The 18,209-nt window shown below is 56.1% G+C and carries 17 protein-coding genes; all 17 read right to left on the bottom strand.

The window, feature by feature from the left end; genetic code table 11:
• Nucleotides 1-46: 46 nt before the first annotated feature.
• Nucleotides 47-172, bottom strand: coding sequence for an entericidin A/B family lipoprotein (locus ACZ5PT_RS07960; protein ID WP_464266282.1), 126 nt, complete (start codon nucleotides 170-172; stop codon nucleotides 47-49).
• Nucleotides 173-209: 37 nt separating this feature from the next.
• Nucleotides 210-1,010, bottom strand: coding sequence for a 4-hydroxy-tetrahydrodipicolinate reductase (gene dapB / locus ACZ5PT_RS07965; RefSeq protein WP_464266283.1), 801 nt, complete (start codon nucleotides 1,008-1,010; stop codon nucleotides 210-212).
• A 12-nt stretch (nucleotides 1,011-1,022) separates the two neighbouring features.
• The gene (gene dapA, locus ACZ5PT_RS07970) at nucleotides 1,023-1,898 is read right to left on the bottom strand and encodes a 4-hydroxy-tetrahydrodipicolinate synthase (RefSeq protein ID WP_464266284.1); all 876 of its coding nucleotides are present in this window, start codon (nucleotides 1,896-1,898) and stop codon (nucleotides 1,023-1,025) included.
• Nucleotides 1,899-2,106: 208 nt separating this feature from the next.
• The gene (locus tag ACZ5PT_RS07975) at nucleotides 2,107-2,862 is read right to left on the bottom strand and encodes a hypothetical protein (protein ID WP_464266285.1); all 756 of its coding nucleotides are present in this window, start codon (nucleotides 2,860-2,862) and stop codon (nucleotides 2,107-2,109) included.
• Between the two features lie 110 nt (nucleotides 2,863-2,972).
• Nucleotides 2,973-4,340, bottom strand: a complete 1,368-nt coding sequence (gene argH, locus ACZ5PT_RS07980) for an argininosuccinate lyase (RefSeq protein ID WP_464266286.1) — start codon at nucleotides 4,338-4,340, stop codon at nucleotides 2,973-2,975.
• A 139-nt stretch (nucleotides 4,341-4,479) separates the two neighbouring features.
• Nucleotides 4,480-5,697 carry an argininosuccinate synthase gene (locus ACZ5PT_RS07985; RefSeq protein WP_464266287.1) on the bottom strand — a complete coding sequence of 406 codons (1,218 nt, stop codon included), beginning with the start codon at nucleotides 5,695-5,697 and terminating at the stop codon, nucleotides 4,480-4,482.
• A 45-nt stretch (nucleotides 5,698-5,742) separates the two neighbouring features.
• Entirely contained in the window at nucleotides 5,743-6,369 is a 627-nt protein-coding gene (locus ACZ5PT_RS07990; protein ID WP_464266288.1) for an RDD family protein, read from the bottom strand.
• A 6-nt stretch (nucleotides 6,370-6,375) separates the two neighbouring features.
• Nucleotides 6,376-7,287 (bottom strand): ornithine carbamoyltransferase, encoded by a 912-nt coding sequence (gene argF, locus ACZ5PT_RS07995; RefSeq protein WP_464266289.1) that lies wholly within the window; start codon nucleotides 7,285-7,287, stop codon nucleotides 6,376-6,378.
• A complete protein-coding gene (locus ACZ5PT_RS08000) occupies nucleotides 7,280-8,491 on the bottom strand; it encodes an acetylornithine transaminase (RefSeq protein WP_464266290.1) in 1,212 nt (403 codons plus the stop codon). The genes argF and ACZ5PT_RS08000 overlap by 8 nt, the downstream gene beginning before the upstream one ends.
• Entirely contained in the window at nucleotides 8,488-9,378 is an 891-nt protein-coding gene (gene argB, locus ACZ5PT_RS08005) for an acetylglutamate kinase (protein ID WP_464266291.1), read from the bottom strand. The genes ACZ5PT_RS08000 and argB overlap by 4 nt, the downstream gene beginning before the upstream one ends.
• A gap of 75 nt (nucleotides 9,379-9,453) precedes the next feature.
• On the bottom strand, nucleotides 9,454-10,782 hold the full coding sequence (hslU, locus tag ACZ5PT_RS08010) for an ATP-dependent protease ATPase subunit HslU (RefSeq protein WP_464266292.1): 1,329 nt from the start codon (nucleotides 10,780-10,782) through the stop codon (nucleotides 9,454-9,456).
• On the bottom strand, nucleotides 10,779-11,309 hold the full coding sequence (hslV, locus tag ACZ5PT_RS08015) for an ATP-dependent protease subunit HslV (RefSeq protein WP_464266293.1): 531 nt from the start codon (nucleotides 11,307-11,309) through the stop codon (nucleotides 10,779-10,781). Before hslV ends, hslU begins: the two co-directional genes overlap by 4 nt.
• 129 nt (nucleotides 11,310-11,438) lie before the next feature.
• On the bottom strand, nucleotides 11,439-12,575 hold the full coding sequence (locus tag ACZ5PT_RS08020; protein ID WP_464266294.1) for a sensor histidine kinase: 1,137 nt from the start codon (nucleotides 12,573-12,575) through the stop codon (nucleotides 11,439-11,441).
• A 181-nt stretch (nucleotides 12,576-12,756) separates the two neighbouring features.
• A complete protein-coding gene (gene alaS / locus ACZ5PT_RS08025) occupies nucleotides 12,757-15,396 on the bottom strand; it encodes an alanine--tRNA ligase (RefSeq protein WP_464266717.1) in 2,640 nt (879 codons plus the stop codon).
• Nucleotides 15,397-15,528: 132 nt separating this feature from the next.
• Nucleotides 15,529-16,008 (bottom strand): regulatory protein RecX, encoded by a 480-nt coding sequence (locus ACZ5PT_RS08030; RefSeq protein ID WP_464266295.1) that lies wholly within the window; start codon nucleotides 16,006-16,008, stop codon nucleotides 15,529-15,531.
• Nucleotides 15,974-17,140: a type IV pilus twitching motility protein PilT gene (locus ACZ5PT_RS08035; protein WP_464266296.1), complete on the bottom strand. Its 1,167-nt coding sequence runs from the start codon at nucleotides 17,138-17,140 to the stop codon at nucleotides 15,974-15,976. Before ACZ5PT_RS08035 ends, ACZ5PT_RS08030 begins: the two co-directional genes overlap by 35 nt.
• A gap of 36 nt (nucleotides 17,141-17,176) precedes the next feature.
• Nucleotides 17,177-18,202, bottom strand: coding sequence for a recombinase RecA (recA, locus tag ACZ5PT_RS08040; RefSeq protein ID WP_464266297.1), 1,026 nt, complete (start codon nucleotides 18,200-18,202; stop codon nucleotides 17,177-17,179).
• Between the last annotated feature and the right edge of the window lie 7 nt (nucleotides 18,203-18,209).

Genomic DNA, 18,209 nt, shown 5'->3' on the forward strand with positions numbered 1-18,209 from the left:
TGAGAGGTCGCCCTGCTTGAATCTTTAAATTGCTCTTTTTGATTTATTACTTTGCTTTATCCTGAACCCACTCACCTGCGTCTTCAACATCCTTGCCGAGACCACGGAAGGTTTCACAGCCGGAAATAAACAGAACAGACGCGATCAAAAGCAGAGCCAAAATACGTTTCATTTTTCGTTCTCCTCAGGGGGGCGATTTTTGACGTGGCTTATTTTAATGCCAAGACATCTTGCATATCGTAAATTCCAGGGCCCTTGCCGGCGATCCACTGGCAGGCGCGGGCGGCACCGCGGGCAAACATGTCGCGGCTCATGGCGCGGTGGCTGATTTCGATCCGCTCACCCATGCCGATGAAGTAGACGGTGTGTTCACCGATGATATCACCGCCGCGCACTGTCTGCATGCCGATTTCATCTTTACTCCGTTCGCCGCACATCCCTTCGCGGTGGAAGTTGGCGACTTTGTTGTAATCGCGGCCCAATTCCTCAGCGACCACTTCGCCCATACGCACCGCAGTGCCACTCGGCGAATCTTTCTTTTTGTTGTGATGCAGTTCGACCACTTCGACATCAAAGTCATCACCGAGGATTTTCGCCGCTTCCTTGAGCAGCTTGAAGCAGGCGTTAACGCCGACGCTCATGTTTGGCGCCAGGACCACCGGGATCTTCTCGGCGAACGTTTCCGCTTCGGCCCGCTGTTCGGGGGTGAATCCGGTCGAACCGCTGACCACCATCTTGCCCTGTGCGGCGCAGATCGCCAGATTCTGCAGGGTGACATCGGGAAAGGTGAAGTCGATCAGCACATCGGAGTCGGCCATGGCGGTCGCCAGGTCATCGCTGATCTGCACGCCCAATTCCCCGGCTCCGGCAACCAGTCCGGCATCGAGGCCGATCTGTGGATGGCCGGGACGCTCAACGGCACCGGTCAATTCCAGGCCTTCGGCTTCCAAAACGGCATGAATCAGGCGACCGCCCATGCGGCCGGCAGCGCCGACAATTGCTACGTTCATAGGATGGCTTCCTTAAATCAATGCGTGCTTGCGCAGGACGGTCTGCAGTTTTTCCAGTGTTCCCGAGCCCATGCCGACCAGCGGCAGGCGGACGTCAGCCTGGCATTTGCCCATCAGTGCAGCGGAGGTTTTCACCGGCACCGGATTGCTTTCGATGAACATCGCCTGGTGGACGTCAAGCAGGTTTAGATGCATTCTGCGGGCGTCATCCCATTGCCCCTGCTGGATCGCTGTGACCATTGCCTTGACCTGTTTCGGCATGATATTGGCGGTCACCGAAATGATCCCCTTCGCACCACAAGCCATCAGCGGCAGAGTAAGAAAATCGTCGCCGGATAGGACGTCGATCTTGTCACCGGCATTGGCGATGATCTCGCTGGCCTGGGTCAGGTCGCCGGAAGCTTCCTTGATGGCGACAATATTGTCAAACTCGGCCAGGCGGATGGTGGTGGCGGCGGTCATATTCATGCCGGTGCGGCCTGGGACATTGTACAGCACCTGCGGCAGAACGACGCTCTCGGCGAGGGCTTTGAAATGCTGGAACAGACCTTCCTGGGAGGGTTTGTTGTAGTAGGGGGAGACCAGCAGCAGACCATCGGCTCCCATTTCCTTGGCGTGCTGAGAAATTTCGATCGCTTCGGCGGTTGAGTTGGAGCCAGTGCCGGCGATCACCGGAACCCGTTTATTGACCTGCTCGATACAGGTTTTGATGACTCGGTTGTGCTCATCATAATTTAAGGTCGCTGACTCACCAGTGGTCCCGCAGGGGACGATGACGTCAGTACCGTTTTCAATCTGGAATTCGATCAGTTGGCGGTAGCTTTCCTCATCAAAATTTCCTTCAGCGTCGAAGGGGGTAATGATGGCAACCATAGATCCGTGAAACATAGTCTCTCCTCTGTTTGTGACCGGGCATGTTAGCGGGGCACAATCACGCTGTTGTCTCTCTGTCAGTGAAACTGAAAATTCAATAAAAAGCGCCGCAATAATGGCGCAGAATAAACAGTATTGCTAGCATAACGCCGTGGGAAAGTAAAGATCCCACGGCGCCGTTGAATGTCGATTTTAGCCTGTTTGTCGGGGGCTTAACCGGTTCTCAGATTCCCGCTTTGGGGATGACGCTCAGCTCGGGGGTCGCGAGTCCTTCCATCTGTTTACCGTCCCGTTTGACCAGCGCTCGGACCCGATACTGGTAGCTGGTGCCGTTGTCGAGACTGAAATCCTCGAAACTGGCTTGCTGTAGAGGTTGCGGGTTGAGTGGATAAGGGTTGTCGTCGACAGCGACGCGGCGGTAAAGCTGATAGCCTATCAGGCTGACACCAACAGCTGGAGTCAGTGCCTGCCATTGCAGCTGTACTGAGCGGTCATGCGGCGTGGCTTGGAAATTTTGCGGAGCGGGCAACGCTTGGGAGCAGGCCAGTCGCACAATCACCGGTTTGCCGATTTCATCATCCTCGTTACGGGTCACCAGTTTGTACTGATAGCCTTTTCCGACTTTGACCTGTCGGTCATGCAGAAGGAAACGCGGACCGACCTGTTGAGCCGGTTTCGGCAGTTGAGGATTGATACTGACCAGCAGTGTTGAACGGTCAAAACATTCGGGGCAATCGTCCTGTGGATCGAAGGTCATGCGATAGATGTCAACCGCCGGTGGTTGCGCCAGAGGGCTGCCATCCAGATTGTGCGTCGGCAGTTGCCAGCCAAGCAGTAACGCCTCACCCTGTTGCCGCAACTCCAGTGCTGTGACCGAACCGGGCAGCTGGACCTCCAGTGGTCGTACCGGACCCTTGTTGCCGCAGGCGGTGATGATCAGCATGGCAACGGTCGCTGTAAGTAGATATCTTATTCGCATGGCGTTTTCGTTATCTTTTTGTAGGGGCGAGCCGTTGGCTCGCCCGTGTTTGTGATAATTCGGAACTTATCGAAGCGGGCGACCCAGCGGGTCGCCCCTACGGAGGCGGCTTATTTTTTTAATCGGGACAGTTCCCGCTCGACCGCTTCACGGGCTGTACCACCGGTTGCCTTACGGGCATTGACCGAGGCTTCGAGAGTGACGAAGTCGTAGATGTCGGCCTCGATCAGCGTGGAGAACTCGCGAAATTCGGCGAGGCTTAATTCGGGGATATCCTTACCGTTGGCAACGCAGTAAGCGACCGTTTTGCCGACCACCTCATGGGCCTGACGGAAGGGCAGCCCTTTGCGGACACAGTAATCGGCGACGTCGGTGGCGGTGGAAAAGCCGCGTGCTGCGGCGATGCGCATGTTATCGCCCTTGACCGCCATCTCGGCGATCATGTCAGCGAAGATCTTCAGCGAGCCTTTGACCGTATCGAGGGTATCGAACAGCGGCTCCTTGTCTTCCTGCATGTCCTTGTTGTAGGCCAGCGGCAGAGACTTCATCAGCGTCAGCATGCACATCAGGTTGCCGTAGACGCGGCCGGTTTTGCCACGCACCAGTTCCGGCACGTCAGGGTTCTTCTTCTGCGGCATGATCGAGCTGCCGGTGCAGTAGGCGTCGGTCAGCTCGATGAAGTTGAAGTCGGCACTCGACCAGAGGATCAACTCTTCGGAGAGGCGCGACAGGTGCATCATCAGAATGCTGGCAAAGCTGCAGAACTCAATGGCAAAGTCGCGGTCGGAGACCGAGTCGAGGCTGTTGCGGGTGACCCCATCAAAACCGAGCTGCTGCGCAACCCATTCGCGGTCAATCGGGAAGGTGGTTCCAGCTAAGGCACCGGCGCCAAGCGGCATCACATTAAAGCGGGCGCGCAGATCCTGTAGCCGAGTCATGTCGCGGGCGATCATCTCCCGGTAAGCCAGCATGTGGTGACTGTAGAGTACCGGTTGAGCGGTCTGCAAATGGGTGTAGCCGGGCATAATGACATCAAGGTTTTCTTCGGCCTGTTTGATCAGCGAGGCTTCCAGCGCGGCGAGATAGTCGAGAATGATGTCGATCTCATCGCGCAGGTAGAGGCGGATATCGACCGCCACCTGATCGTTGCGGCTGCGGCCGGTATGCAGCTTGCCGCCGACATCACCGATCCGCTCGGTCAAGCGCGCTTCGATGTTCATGTGGATATCTTCCAGCGCGACCGAAAACTCGACCTTACCGGCTTCGATGTCCTTGAGGATCCCATCCAGTCCGGTGATGATCTGCTGCGCCTCTTCAGTGGCGATGATCTCTTGGCGGCCGAGCATCTCGGCGTGCGCCTTGGAGCCTTGGATATCGTAGGCGTAGAGACGCTGGTCGAATGCGATTGAAGCGGTGAATTCTTCGACGAATTTATCGGTCGGTTGGGTGAAGCGGCCACCCCAAAGTTTGCTGCTCATCTTTGCTCCAAGGGAACGGTCTTTTTATCCGGTCTCGGCATCTGTCTGTTCAGAGGCTGTTTTGACCGCGAATAGAAATCCTTGTTCCTACATCCTGTTGTTATTTAATGGGGCACGGCAAGCCGTGCCCCTGCCTGGTCTACTTGCGTTTTTGATCCATCATGCTGCGGATGCGCAAACGCAGCGAGTTGATCTTGATGAAGCCTTCGGCGTCGGCCTGGTTGTAGACTTTGTCGGCTTCGAAGGTGGCGAACTCGACGTTGAACAGGCTGTCGGTATCGGACTGACGACCAACCACTCGGCAGTGCCCTTTGTACAGTTTGACGCGTGCCTTGCCGTTGACGGTCTTTTGGGTATCGTCAATCAACGCCTGCAGGGCGTCGCGCTCGGGAGAGAACCAGTAGCCGTTGTAGACCATTTCGGCGTAGCGTGGGATCAGTGAATCGCGCAGGTGCATCACTTCGCGGTCCATGGTGATCGACTCGACGCCGCGATGCGCTTCTTCGAGGATGGTGCCGCCAGGAGTCTCGTAGACGCCACGGCTCTTCATGCCGACGTAACGGTTTTCCATCAGGTCGACGCGGCCAATGCCGTGCTTGCCGCCCAGTTCGTTGAGCTTGGCAAGTAGGTTGGCCGGGGAGAGTTGCTCGCCGTTAACTGCGATAGGGTCACCGTTTTTGAAATCAATCTCAACAAATTCCGCAGTGTCGGGAGCATCTTCCGGGGCAACCGTGAGCACGTACATGTGTTCTGGAGCTTCGGCCCAAGGATCTTCCAGCACGTCGCCTTCAAAGGAGATGTGCAGCAGGTTGCGGTCAGAGCTCCAGGGGTTCTTTTTGCTGGTTGGTACCGGAATGCCGTGCTGCTTGGCGTACTCTTCCAGGGCGGTACGGCTGTTCAGGTCCCACTCGCGCCACGGGGCAATAACGTGGACCGCTGGGTCGAAGTGGTAGTAGCCGAGCTCAAAACGGACCTGATCGTTGCCTTTGCCGGTGGCACCGTGAGAAACCGCATCGGCACCTTCGGCGGCGGCGATCTCCATCTGCTTCTTGGCGATCAGTGGCCGGGCAATCGAGGTGCCGAGGAAGTAGCGGCCTTCGTAAATAGCGTTGGCGCGGAACATCGGGAAGACGAAATCACGGACAAACTCTTCGCGCAGGTCTTCGATGTAGCAGGCGCAGGCACCGGTGGCCTTGGCTTTTGCCGGGATGCCATCGAGCTCTTCGCCTTGTCCTAAGTCGGCCGAAAAGGCGACCACTTCACAGCCATATTCTTCGACCAGCCATTTGAGGATGATCGAGGTGTCCAAGCCGCCCGAGTAGGCGAGCACCGCTTTTTTGATGTCAGGTTTGCTCATTCTTGTTTCTCCTTGAATACGGAGCCTGGTTTCTCGGCTCCGGTTTTATAGTTTTATCACGTAGGTATCGGCCATGCGATCATGCAGACCCTGTTTTTGTTCGTCAAAGGCAACCATCAGGTAGCCGCTGCCGAGAATAATAGCGGAAATAAATTTGCCGAACAGTTCACGAACGACGGCTTTCCCATAGCCGACGTCACTGCCGTCACGGCAGATGACTTTAATGCGTAGCGCCATTTTCCCCGGAGTCTGGCCGCCCTGAGCGGTGAACACAACGTAGTAGGCAAGACCGACGATGGTGCCGAATAAGGTGACCACTCCAGCCATTTCGTCTGTGCTACCGATGGTGGCAACACCGGCCAGCATCAATAGCAGACCGAGGACAAATTGCAGGCCGAAGAGCAGGGCCGTATCGATCATGGTTGCCACCACGCGCAGCCAAAAGCCCGCTTTCGATTGCGCATCGAGTCGCGCCTGGTTCGCTGTTGTTGCTGGCGAAACTTCAGTAACAATCTGCGCGGCCGCCGCTTCATTTAGCGGAGCGGTTGCTTCCACCTGCGGAACCGCAAACGCCATGTTACAGCGCGGGCAGCTTGCCTGGGTGACGCCATCCGGCAACTTTGTCGGATCGATCTTCTTACTGAATCTGCAATGCGGACAGGTCAGTTGCATCGGTCTTTAGCGGGACATCAGGGTGGCCATGATGGCTTTTTGCACGTGCAGTCGGTTCTCTGCCTCATCAAAGATAATAGAGTGCGGCCCTTCCATTACTTCGTCGGTAATCTCTTCGTCACGGTGGGCCGGCAGGCAGTGCATGACCACTGCTTTTGGATCGGCGCGCTTGACCAGCTCGGCATTGATCTGGAAACCGGCAAAGGCCTTCTCCCGCTGTGCCCGCTCTTCTTCCTGGCCCATGCTCGCCCAGACGTCGGTATTCAGCACATCGGCGCCGGTTGCGGCGGCTTGCGGATCGTTGGTCAATATCAGTTTGGCCCCGGCTTGTTCGGCGCGGGCAACAATCTCGGCGTTCGGCTCGTAGCCTTTCGGGGTGGCAACGCGCAGCTCAAAACCGAAGATAGCAGCGGCGTTGATCCAGCTATTGGCCATGTTGTTGCCGTCACCGATCCAGCAGTATTTGAGATTGCGATAATCCTCTTTATGCTCGCTGACCGTAAATAGGTCGGCCATGATCTGACAGGGGTGGTACATGTCGGTCAGACCGTTGATCACCGGGACCGAGCACTGTTCGGCAAATTCTTCGATTGCAGCCTGCGAGTAGGTACGGATCATAATGCCGTCGCAGTAGCGGGCCATCACTCGGGCGGTGTCTTTGATCGGTTCGCCGCGGCCCATCTGGGTGTTGCCGGAGGCAAGGAACAGGGCGTGACCGCCGAGTTGGAACATGCCGACTTCAAAGGAAACGCGGGTCCGGGTGGAACTCTTTTCGAACAACATCCCCAGGGTCTGCCCTTCGAGCAGTTTGTGGGCAGAGCCCTCTTTCTGCTTGGCTTTGAGTTCTGTGGTCAGGGCGAAGATCTTTTCCAGATCTTCCAGCGACCAATCGGAAAGGCAGAGGAAATCTTTAGTCATGGTTTTTCTCCTGATATTCAACAAAAATCCCTTCGAGGATTTCTAGCATTTGCTCAATTTCGTCCTGATTGACGGTCAACGGTGGCAAAAAGCGCAGCACTTTGCCGACCGTACAGTTGATCAGCAGGCCCCGCTCGAGAGCGGTTTTGACCATCTCGCCGCCTTCAATATTCAGCTCCATGCCAAGGATCAGGCCGCGACCGCGGACCGCGACAATAAAGGCATATTTTTCTTGCAGTTCTTCCAGTTTCCGCCGCAGATAGTCGCCCATGGCGAGGCAGTTCTCAAGGATGTCGTCTTCGAGATAGACTTTCATTGCCGCCAGTGCTGCGGCCGCCATCAGCGGATTGCCGCCGAAGGTTGAACCGTGGGTGCCGGGGCCGAGGGCGACGGCGAATTTCTCTTTGGCGATCATCGCCCCGATCGGCGGGCCACCGGCCAAAGCTTTGGCCAGGGTCATCACGTCCGGTTCAACCCCTTCCTGCTGATAGGCGAACAGGCTGCCGGTTCGGCCGCAGCCAACCTGTACTTCATCAAAAATCAGCAGCAGCTTTTGCTGGTCGCACAGTTCCCGGACCGCCTGCAGGTAGCCAGCCGGTGGAACGTTGACTCCACCTTCGCCCTGCACCGGTTCGAGCATGATGGCGCAGGTGTTCGGCCCGACTGCCGCGCGCAACGCTTCGCAATCGCCGAAGGGCACATGCGTGAAGCCCGGGAGCAATGGAGCGAAGCCCGCTTTGACTTTATCTTGCCCGGTGGCGCTGATGCCAGCCAGGGTCCGGCCATGGAAGGACGCCACGGCGGTAATCACTTCGGTCCGCTCGGCACAGTGATTTTCACTGCTGTATTTGCGCGCCAGTTTGATCGCTGTTTCGTTGGCCTCAGCACCGGAATTGCAGAAAAATGCCCGGTCGCCAAAGGAGTGCTGGCAAAGCAGTTCCGCCAGCTCGATCTGCTGCGGGATGTGATAGAAGTTGGAACAGTGCAACAGTTTGCCGGCTTGCTCTTGAATGGCGGCCACCACCTTGGGGTGACAATGACCCAGGTTGTTGACCGCGACGCCAGCGAGGAAGTCGAGGTAACGTTTGCCATCGACATCGAGCAGCCAGCTCCCTTGGCCGCAATCGGCCACCAGGGGATATCGGCCGTAGGTCATGGCGACGGAAGTCAGGCCCCGGTCGATCCAGCCTTGTGATTTGCTCATGGTGTGAACCTCGCAACGGCGGTGCCGATCCCTTTGTCGGTAAATATCTCCAGCAGGCAGGCGTGTTCCATCCGGCCGTCGATAATGTGGGTCTTGACCACTCCCTCTTCGATCGCCTCAACACAGCAGCTGACCTTGGGGATCATGCCGCCGGAGATGGTGCCGTCATTGATCAGATCAGGGACGCGCTGGATATCAATCGTCGAAATTAGTTTGCCTTGTTTGTCTTTAACGCCTTCGATGTCGGTCAGTAGGATCAGCTTTTCCGCTTTTAGGGCGCCGGCAATCTTGCCTGCGACCAGATCGGCGTTGATGTTGTATGTTTCGCCGTTTAAGCCGCAGCCGATCGGTGCGATCACTGGAATGAAGTTACTCTCTTCCAGAGCGCGGATGACTGTCGGGTCGACGGTTACGACCTCGCCGACCATACCGATATCGATAATTTCCGGGGTCAAGGTGTCCGGATTGACGGCGGTCATTTCCAGTTTTCGTGCGGTTAACAGGCCACCGTCTTTGCCGGTCAGACCGACCGCTTTGCCACCATGGCGATTAATGTTGTTGACGATCTCCTTGTTGACCTTGCCGCCAAGGACCATTTCCACGACATCCATGGTAACGCTGTCGGTGACGCGCATCCCCTGGATGAAGTTGCTTTCGATCTTCATCGCCTCAAGGACTTTGCCGATTTGCGGGCCACCACCGTGAACCACTACCGGGTTAAGACCGATATATTTCATCAGGATGACGTCGCGGGCAAAACCTTCTTTGAGCCGTTCTTCGACCATGGCGTTGCCGCCGTATTTAATGACAATGGTTTTGCCGTAGAAGTTTTTGATCCACGGCAGTGCTTCCATTAAAACGTTGGCTTTTTCGATTAATTTTTGCATTTTTTTATGCTTTCGTAAGGGCGACTTATCGGTCGCCCGTTGAGCTTTGTGGATTTTAGCTGCTTCCTACCGCCTTTACAGGATGTAGCGTGACAGGTCCTCATCCTGGCTGATGTCAGACAATCGTCGACGCACCTCTGCGGCATCAATCACAACGTGGCGCTCGGTCAGTTCTGGAGCGTCGAAGGAGAGATCTTCGAGCAGCTTTTCTAAAATTGTGTGCAGGCGCCGGGCACCAATGTTTTCGGTCCGATCATTGACCGCCTTGGCCATCTTGGCGATTTCACGAATTGACTCCTCGGCGAATTCCAACTGTATCGATTCGGTTTCCAGCAGCGCTATGTATTGGCGCGTTAAGGCATTCTTCGGCTCGGTGAGAATGCGATAAAATTCCTCCTCACCAAGACTGTTCAGTTCGACCCGGATTGGGAAGCGTCCCTGCAGTTCTGGAATCAGGTCCGAGGGTTTACTGACGTGAAAGGCACCGGCGGCGATAAACAGCACATGGTCGGTTTTGACTGGTCCATGCTTGGTGTTGATGGTGCTCCCTTCAACGATCGGCAGGATGTCGCGCTGCACGCCTTCGCGCGAAATCTCCGGCCCGCCCATCCCTTCACGGCTGGCAATTTTATCGATTTCATCGATAAAAATGATACCGGTCTGCTCGGTCCGTTCGCGTGCCAGCGTAGTGACATTTTCCATATCGACCAGCTTATCCGCTTCGGTCTCCTTTAATATCTCACGGGCTTCGCTGACTTTGATCCGCTTGCGCTTGGTCTTTTTCGGGAACAGGTTGCCGAACATCTCCTTCATGTTCATCCCCATGTCTTCACCGCCCTGCGGGGTGAGGATGTTCATCTGTGGCATGCTGCTGATTTCAGATTCCAGCTCAACAAAACGCTCGTCCAGTTCTCCCATGCGCAACAGTTTGCGCAGCTTGTCGCGGGTGTGTTTCTGCTGCTCCAGCTTGTCCGGAGAGTGGTCGGAATCGCCCGGCAGTAGAAGATCAAGAAGTCTCTCCTCGGCATTGGCCTCAGCCTTGACATGCTGCTTTTTCGCTTCCTCTTCCTTGACCATAATGATGGCCAGGTCCAACAGGTCGCGAACCATACTTTCAACATCCCGGCCGACGTAGCCGACTTCGGTAAACTTACTTGCCTCGACCTTAATGAAGGGCGCTTGGGCCAATTTGGCCAGGCGGCGGGCGATCTCGGTTTTGCCGACTCCGGTCGGTCCGATCATGATGATGTTTTTTGGTACGATCTCGTCGCGCAGGTCACCTTCGACCTGCTGGCGGCGCCAACGGTTCCGCAGGGCAACAGCGACAGCGCGCTTGGCATCGTTCTGGCCGATGATGTAGCGGTCCAGTTCCGAAACAATTTCACGTGGGGTAAAGTTGGTCACGCTAAAACCTCGACAGAAATACGGTCATTGGTGTAGATGCAGATGTCAGCGGCGATCAGCAACGCTTCTTTGACGATCTGCTCCGCGCCCATTTCCGAGTGCTTGAGTATCCCTCTGGCCGCGGCCAGGGCGAAGCTGCCGCCTGAACCGATCGCGGCGACATCGTCATCCGGCTCGATAACATCGCCGGAGCCGGAAATGACCAAGGTGACGTCTTTATCAGCGACGATTAACAGGGCTTCCAGGCGGCGCAGTGCCCGGTCGGTACGCCAGTCTTTGGCCAGGGCAACAGCGGCGCGCGGCAGATTGCCACGGAATTCCTCCAGTTTGGCTTCAAACTTTTCAAACAGGGTAAAGGCATCGGCGGTGCTGCCAGCAAATCCGGCCAGAATCTGGTTCTGGTAGAGGCGGCGGATCTTGCGTGCACCGTGTTTCATGACGGTATTGCCGAGGCTGACCTGACCATCGCCGGCCAGGGCAACTTCCGACCCACGACGGACGCAGCAGATGGTTGTTCCTTTGAACATCGACATCCTCCTGAGATGAAAATTTGCCGAAAAGATAAAAGACGAAACATAGCACAAAAAACCAGTGAAAAAAAAGCTTTACGGAGCGACAAATGGAGGGGATAGGATATTTTTACGGTAGGCTCGAAGTTAGTCTGACAGCGGGAATTGGATTGTTGCCACCGAGCCCAGTCCCGGTTGGCTCTCAAGGTGCAGGCTGCCTCCCATCTTGCGGACAAAATCGCGGGCATAAAAGAGGCCGAGACCAAAGCCGCGGATCTGGCCAGTGTTTTCCCGGTCGATCTGATAAAACTTATTGAAAACTTTATTGATTTCCTGCGGGGCAATGCCGCATCCGGTGTCGCGAACCTGCAACAGGACCAGTTCGTCCTGCAGTTTCCCTTCCAAGCGAACGCAGCCTCCCTGGGGGGTGAATTTAATCGCGTTGTCGAGCAGTGCGCGAATGGCAAAGGATATCCGGGTCCGGTCAAGAGTCAGCGGCGTTGGCGGCAACGGTGGCTCAATGTCGATTTGGAAGTCCAGTTGTTTGTTCGCCGCTGCCGGTTCCAGGGTGGTGGCCACCTGGCGCGCAATGCGGCCCAGTTCGATCGGTTCTAGTTGCAGCTGGTCGTCTTTGAGGATCACACTGCTGAAGTAGAGAAGGTCCTGAATCAGGTGCTCCAGATGCTGGGTTTCATCCTGCACCATCGACAACATGCGTTGGAAGTTTGCTTCATTGGGGTCGCTGATGCCATCGGCAATGTTTTGAATAAACAGAGAGATTGCCGTCGCCGGGGTTTTCAGTTTATGGGAGATCAGGCCGAGAAAGTCGCTTTTGAGTTTATCTAACTGCTTGAGGTTGGCCAGTTCTTGCCGCATCAGCAGCTTGTCCAGGACCTTGTCGACGGTGGTGCGCAACTGCAGCAGATTGATCGGTTTGCTGATGAAATCGTCAGCACCAGCCTTTAACGCCTGGAGAATGACCTCTTTGTCACTGTAGCCGGTCATCAGGATAACCGCCAGGTCGGGCTGCTGTTTTTTGACCGAGCGCAACAGGTCGAGGCCGCTCAGGTTTGGCATCATGACATCGCTGAGAATGATGTCGATCTCATTTGTTTCAAGCATGTCAAGAGCTTGACGCCCGTCGCCAGCCTGCAAAACATTAAAGTTGCTCAGGGCCCGGGCGCAGAGCTGACAAATGATCGGTTCATCGTCGACAACCAGAAGGGTCTTTGGTGGTTGCTCCTGAACCAGTTCCGGATTATTGGTCAGTTCCTGTTGCAGCATGAAGATCCAATATCAGCAGTGACAGTGTGCAGGGCGAGGAGCTTGGGGTTCCTCGCCGAATCGTTGGTGAGGCACTTTGTGCTGTTGAAAACACGAAAACACGTTCTTTTGGTGCTAGACTCATTGGCCAATATAGCCGAATCAGCGAATAAGTCTAGCTTTGCGTATACGTAGCGAGCACTTAGCTAAGAAGTTGTAGCAGTTGCTCTGGTGCAGCTTGCAGCAGGGCTTCGACTTTCTCGACGTCGGGTCCGCCCGCTTGAGCCAGCTCGGGACGACCGCCACCACGGCCGCCGATGATCTCGGCCAGAGGTTTGATCAGCGCGCCAGCTTTGATTTTGTCAGTGACATCTTTGGTGACCGCTACCAGCAGGGCGACCTTGCCGCCTTCGGTCGAAACCAACACCAGCACTCCTGAGCCGAGCTTGTCGCGCAGTTGGTCGGAAAACTCGCGTAGACCCTTGCCGTCAACACCGTCGACCTTGACCGCCAACAGTTTGATACCGCCAACCTCCTGGGCTTGATTGATCAATTCGCCACTGCGATCGGCATTGGCCTGGGCATGTAATTGCTCCAGCTCTTTCTCCAGCTCTTTCTGCTGCTCAAGGAGTTTCCGCAGGCGGGTTTCCAGTTGTTGCGGATCGCTTTTAACCAGTGTCGCCAAGCGTTGCAGGGTCTGCTGTTGCTGATGAACCTGGCTCAGGGCACCGTCACCGGTGACCGCTTCGATCCGCCGTACCCCGGCGGCAATTCCGCCTTCCGAGAGGATGCGGAACAGGCCGATATCGCCAGCGGCGCGGGCGTGGGTGCCACCACAGAGTTCCATGCTGTAGTCGCCGACACTGATGACGCGGACTTCATCGCCATATTTTTCGCCGAACAGTGCCATGGCTCCAGCGGCCTGGGCTGCGTCGGCGGCCATCACCTGCGACTCAACCTCGGCGTTGACGCGAATCTGCCGGTTGACCTCTTCCTCGATCTTGACCAGCTCTTTGCTGCTGACCGGTGAGAAGTGGGTGAAGTCGAAACGGAGTCGCTCGGGGGTGACCAGCGAACCTGCCTGTTTGACGTGGTCGCCGAGTATCTTCTGCATGGCGGCCTGCAGCAGGTGGGTCGCGGTGTGATTCAGAACTATTTTTTGACGACGTTCGCTATCGACGTTGATGGTTGCTGTTGCGCCAACCTTTACTGCACCGGTGACCACTTCACAAACGTGGCTGGTCAGGTCATTAAGTGGTTTTTTGGTCTCAACAATCCGCAGCGTTGCTTCAGCGGTGGTGATCTCGCCGGTATCACCGACTTGGCCACCCGATTCACCGTAGCAGGGCGTGGTCGCAGTGATCAGTTCGACACTTTCGCCACAAACCGCCTCTTCGACCAGTTCTCCATCCTTGATCAACGCGAGCACTTCGCCTTGATCCTGTCGCTGTGTATAGCCGCTGAAGACCGATGTGATGCCTTTATCGACCAGCTGTTTGTAGATTGCCGAAACCGCTTCTTCGCCGGAGCCTTTCCAGTGGGCACGGGCTTTGGTCCGCTGGGCCTCCATGCACAGGTTAAATCCATCCTCGTCAAGGGAATAGCCATCCTTCTCGACGATGTCGGCGGTCAAATCAACGGGAAAGCCGTAGGTATCGTAGAGTTTGAAGACGGTTGCGCCGGGGATGATGGTCTGTTTGGCGGCCGCCAGTTGGGCGACCTCCTCCTGAAGAATCCGCAGGCCATTGCCGAGGGTCTGGACGAAGCGTTCTTCTTCGTTTTGGACCACCTTGGCGACAAAGTCTTTGCGTTTGGCTTCTTCCGGAAAGGCTTCGCTCATCAGTTCGAGGACGAAGACGGCGGTTTTGAACAGCACCGGTCCCTCAAAACCGATCATCTTGGCGTGACGCATCGCCCGACGCATGATCCGCCGCAGCACGTAACCACGACCTTCGTTACTCGGCAGCACGCCGTCAGCGATCAGGTAGGCGCTGGCGCGGCTGTGATCGGCCATAACCCGCATCGAGACATCATTGTCGTTATTGTCGCCGTAGGTCTTACCGGAGAGCTGTTCGATGTGGGCGATGATGGCGCGCAGCAGGTCGGTATCGTAGTTTGATTGCACGCCCTGCATGACGGTGGTGATCCGCTCCAGGCCCATGCCGGTATCGACCGCCGGTTTCGGTAGCGGGACCAGCTCGCCGTCTGCTTGGCGGTCGAACTGCATAAAGACGTTGTTCCAGATTTCCATATAGCGGTCACAGTCGCAACCGACAGTACAGTCTGGGGAGTCACAGCCGATTTCGGCACCGTTGTCGTAGAAGATTTCCGAGCAGGGGCCGCAGGGACCAGTGTCGCCCATCGACCAGAAATTATCCTCTTCGAAGCGAAAGATTTTTTCGCGCGGAACGCCTTCCTGGTTATGCCAGATATCGGCGGCTTCGTCGTCGTTCGTATAAACCGAAACGTAAAGGCGATCGGTATCGAGGCCCATATCCTTGGTCAGGAATTCCCACGCGTAGGCGATCGCTTCCTTTTTGAAATAGTCACCGAAGGAGAAGTTGCCGAGCATCTCGAAGAAGGTGTGATGGCGGGCAGTGCGGCCGACGTTTTCCAGATCGTTGTGCTTGCCGCCAGCGCGAACACATTTCTGTGAGGTGGTCGCCCGCAGGTAGTCCCGTTTTTCCGCGCCGAGGAAGCAGTCCTTGAACTGGTTCATCCCGGCATTAGTAAATAGCAGGGTCGGGTCGTTGTGTGGAACCAGTGACGAGGAGGAGACAATGCGGTGTCCCCGCTCTTCGAAGTACTTGAGGAAACGGGCGCGGATTTCATTTCCGGTGATCATCTGCAACTGCCTTTCTGCTGTTCACACTGCTCATATTGTCATTGGCTGACCATTGAATTCTGCTCGATTGAATCAGGGATAATAATCGAAGTTGTGCGGATTGAAAAGGGTTTTAAATCGCGAGGCCGTTTAAGCTTCTTCTTTGAGAACGTGGAAAATCTCAGCCAAAGCAAAGCCACGGCGTTGAAAAAAACTGATCACCCGGCGGCGTTGTCGTTCATCGGCCGTGTTGAAATCGAAGTCCGGAAAGCGGCGCGCCAGCAGCTCTTGCAGAATAGCGGATGTTTCAAATTCGCTGCTGGCCGTTTCCAGGGCCTGTTGCGCCAAGCATTCGTCAATGCCCCGGCGGCGCAGTTCGAGCAGCACCTTGCAGCCGACGCCGCGGCCGTTGCGCAACATTGCGCGGGCGCGTTCCAAGGCGTAGCGGTGGTCGTCGAGGTAGTTGTACTCCTGACATTTCTCGATAGCACTGTCGATGGCCGCCGCAGAAAAGCCGAACTGCTTGAGTTTATCGCGCAGTTCGGCTTCGCTTCGATCCTGTCCGGTCAAGATCCGCAATGCTGCGGCAAAGGGATCAGAAGCGCTCGACTTGGATTTGACCATCCTCATCCACATTCTCTTCTTCTTGCTTTTTGCCTTGCTCGAAAGCCTCCCAGGAACCGTCTGAGGTTGAATCGATGCCAGAAAATTTAAGTTTGAAGTCATCCGGGTTGGAGCTTTGACGTACGGCTTCCTCGTAGGTGATGGCATTTTGTTTGACCAACGCCATAAGGGCCTGATCGAAGCTCTGCATGCCATAGGTGGTGTAGCCTTGGGCAATGGCGTCTTTGAGTTGCAGGGTTTTCTCCTGATCGTCGATCAGATCGCGGACTCGTGCCGTTGAGATCATTACTTCGACGGCGGCAACTCGCCCTTTGCCTTCCGCTCGTGGAACCAGGCGCTGGGAGATGACCCCTTTTAGGACGCCGGAGAGTTGTAGGCGGATGTGGCGCTGTTGGTGGGGCGGGAACATCGAAACAATCCGCGTGATGGTTTCTGGCGCGTCGATGGTGTGCAGGGTCGAAAGCACCAGGTGTCCGGTTTCGGCTGCGGCCAAAGCGGTTTCGGTGGTTTCGACGTCGCGCATCTCGCCGACCAGGATGATGTCCGGGTCCTGACGTAGTGAGCTTTTTAGCGCTGGCGCAAAGCCCGCCGTGTCAAAACCGACTTCGCGCTGGTTGATGATACATTTGCGGTCGCGGTGCAGGTATTCGATTGGGTCTTCAATGGTGACGATATGGGCGGTGCGATTGCTGTTGATGTAGTCGAGCATCGCTGCCAGGGTGGTCGATTTTCCCGAGCCAGTGGCGCCAGTGACCAGCACCAGACCACGCGGTTCATCAGCGATTTTTTTCAATACTGGGGGCATCAACAGCTCATCAAGGGTGGCGATTTTGTAGGGGATCGCCCTGAAAACCGCCGAGACTGAATTGCGCTGAGAAAAGACGTTGACCCGAAACCGCCCCAGTCCGGGAACCCCATAGGCCAGATCGACCTCATTGTGGTTTTCAAAGGTCTGGCGCTGCTTCTCGTTCATGATGCCATGACACATATCGCGGACCGATTCGGCGGTTAGCCGTGGTGCTTTCGGCAGCGGCCGCAGGTTACCGTCGATCCTGAACACCGGGGGCAGACCGGCCTTGAGGTGGATATCGGAGGTGTTGGCTTTGAGCGCCAGGCCGAGAATGTCGTTCAGATTCATAGTCTCTTCCTCGTCAGAAGTTTAACAGACGGTTTTCTACTTTTCCTCGGATGCCGGAGCCGCTGCTAAGTCCAAACCGTAAAGTTCGCGAATCCGAGCTTCGATCTCATTGGTCAGCGCCGGGTTTTCCTTTAAGAACTGCTTGGAATTTTCCCGGCCCTGGCCGAGGCGCTCGCCATTGTAAGAGAACCAGGCACCACTTTTTTCGACGATATCGTTGTCGACGCCGAGGTCGAGGACATCCCCTTCGCGGGAAATTCCGGTTCCATACATGATATCAAATTCTGCCTGCTTAAAGGGCGGTGCAACCTTGTTTTTTACCACCTTGACCCGGGTGCGACCGCCGATGACATCCTGACCCGATTTGAGAGCGGCGATGCGGCGGATGTCCATCCGTACCGAGGAGTAGAATTTTAGCGCATTGCCACCGGTGGTGGTTTCCGGATTACCAAACATGACACCGATCTTCATACGGATCTGGTTGATGAAAATCAGGCAGCAGTTCGATTTTGAAATCGCGCCGGTTAATTTGCGCAGTGCCTGGGACATCAGCCGTGCTTGCAGGCCCATGTGCGAGTCGCCCATTTCGCCTTCGATTTCGGCGCGTGGCGTCAGGGCGGCCACCGAGTCGACCACCAGGACATCAATTGCGCCACTACGGATCAGCATCTCAGTAATTTCCAGCGCCTGCTCACCGGTGTCTGGCTGACTGACCAGCAGATCATCTGTTTTGACTCCCAGCTGGCCGGCGTATTGAATGTCGAGGGCGTGTTCAGCATCGACAAAAGCGGCGATGCCGCCCTTTTTCTGTGCTTCAGCGACAATGTGCAGAGCGAGGGTGGTTTTACCCGAGGATTCCGGGCCAAAAATCTCGATGATCCGTCCCTTGGGGACGCCGCCGAGTCCCAGCGCCAGATCGATGCTCAGGGCTCCGGTGGAAATATATTCGATGGCCGGCATCTGGTAATCGGAACCCAGGCGCATGATGCTGCCCTTGCCGAACTGTTTTTCAATCTGGCCCATCGCCAGGTCGAGTGCGCGGTTGCGATTTTCGTCGGACATGTCTGCC

It is taken from the genome of Desulfuromusa ferrireducens, from assembly GCF_055389805.1.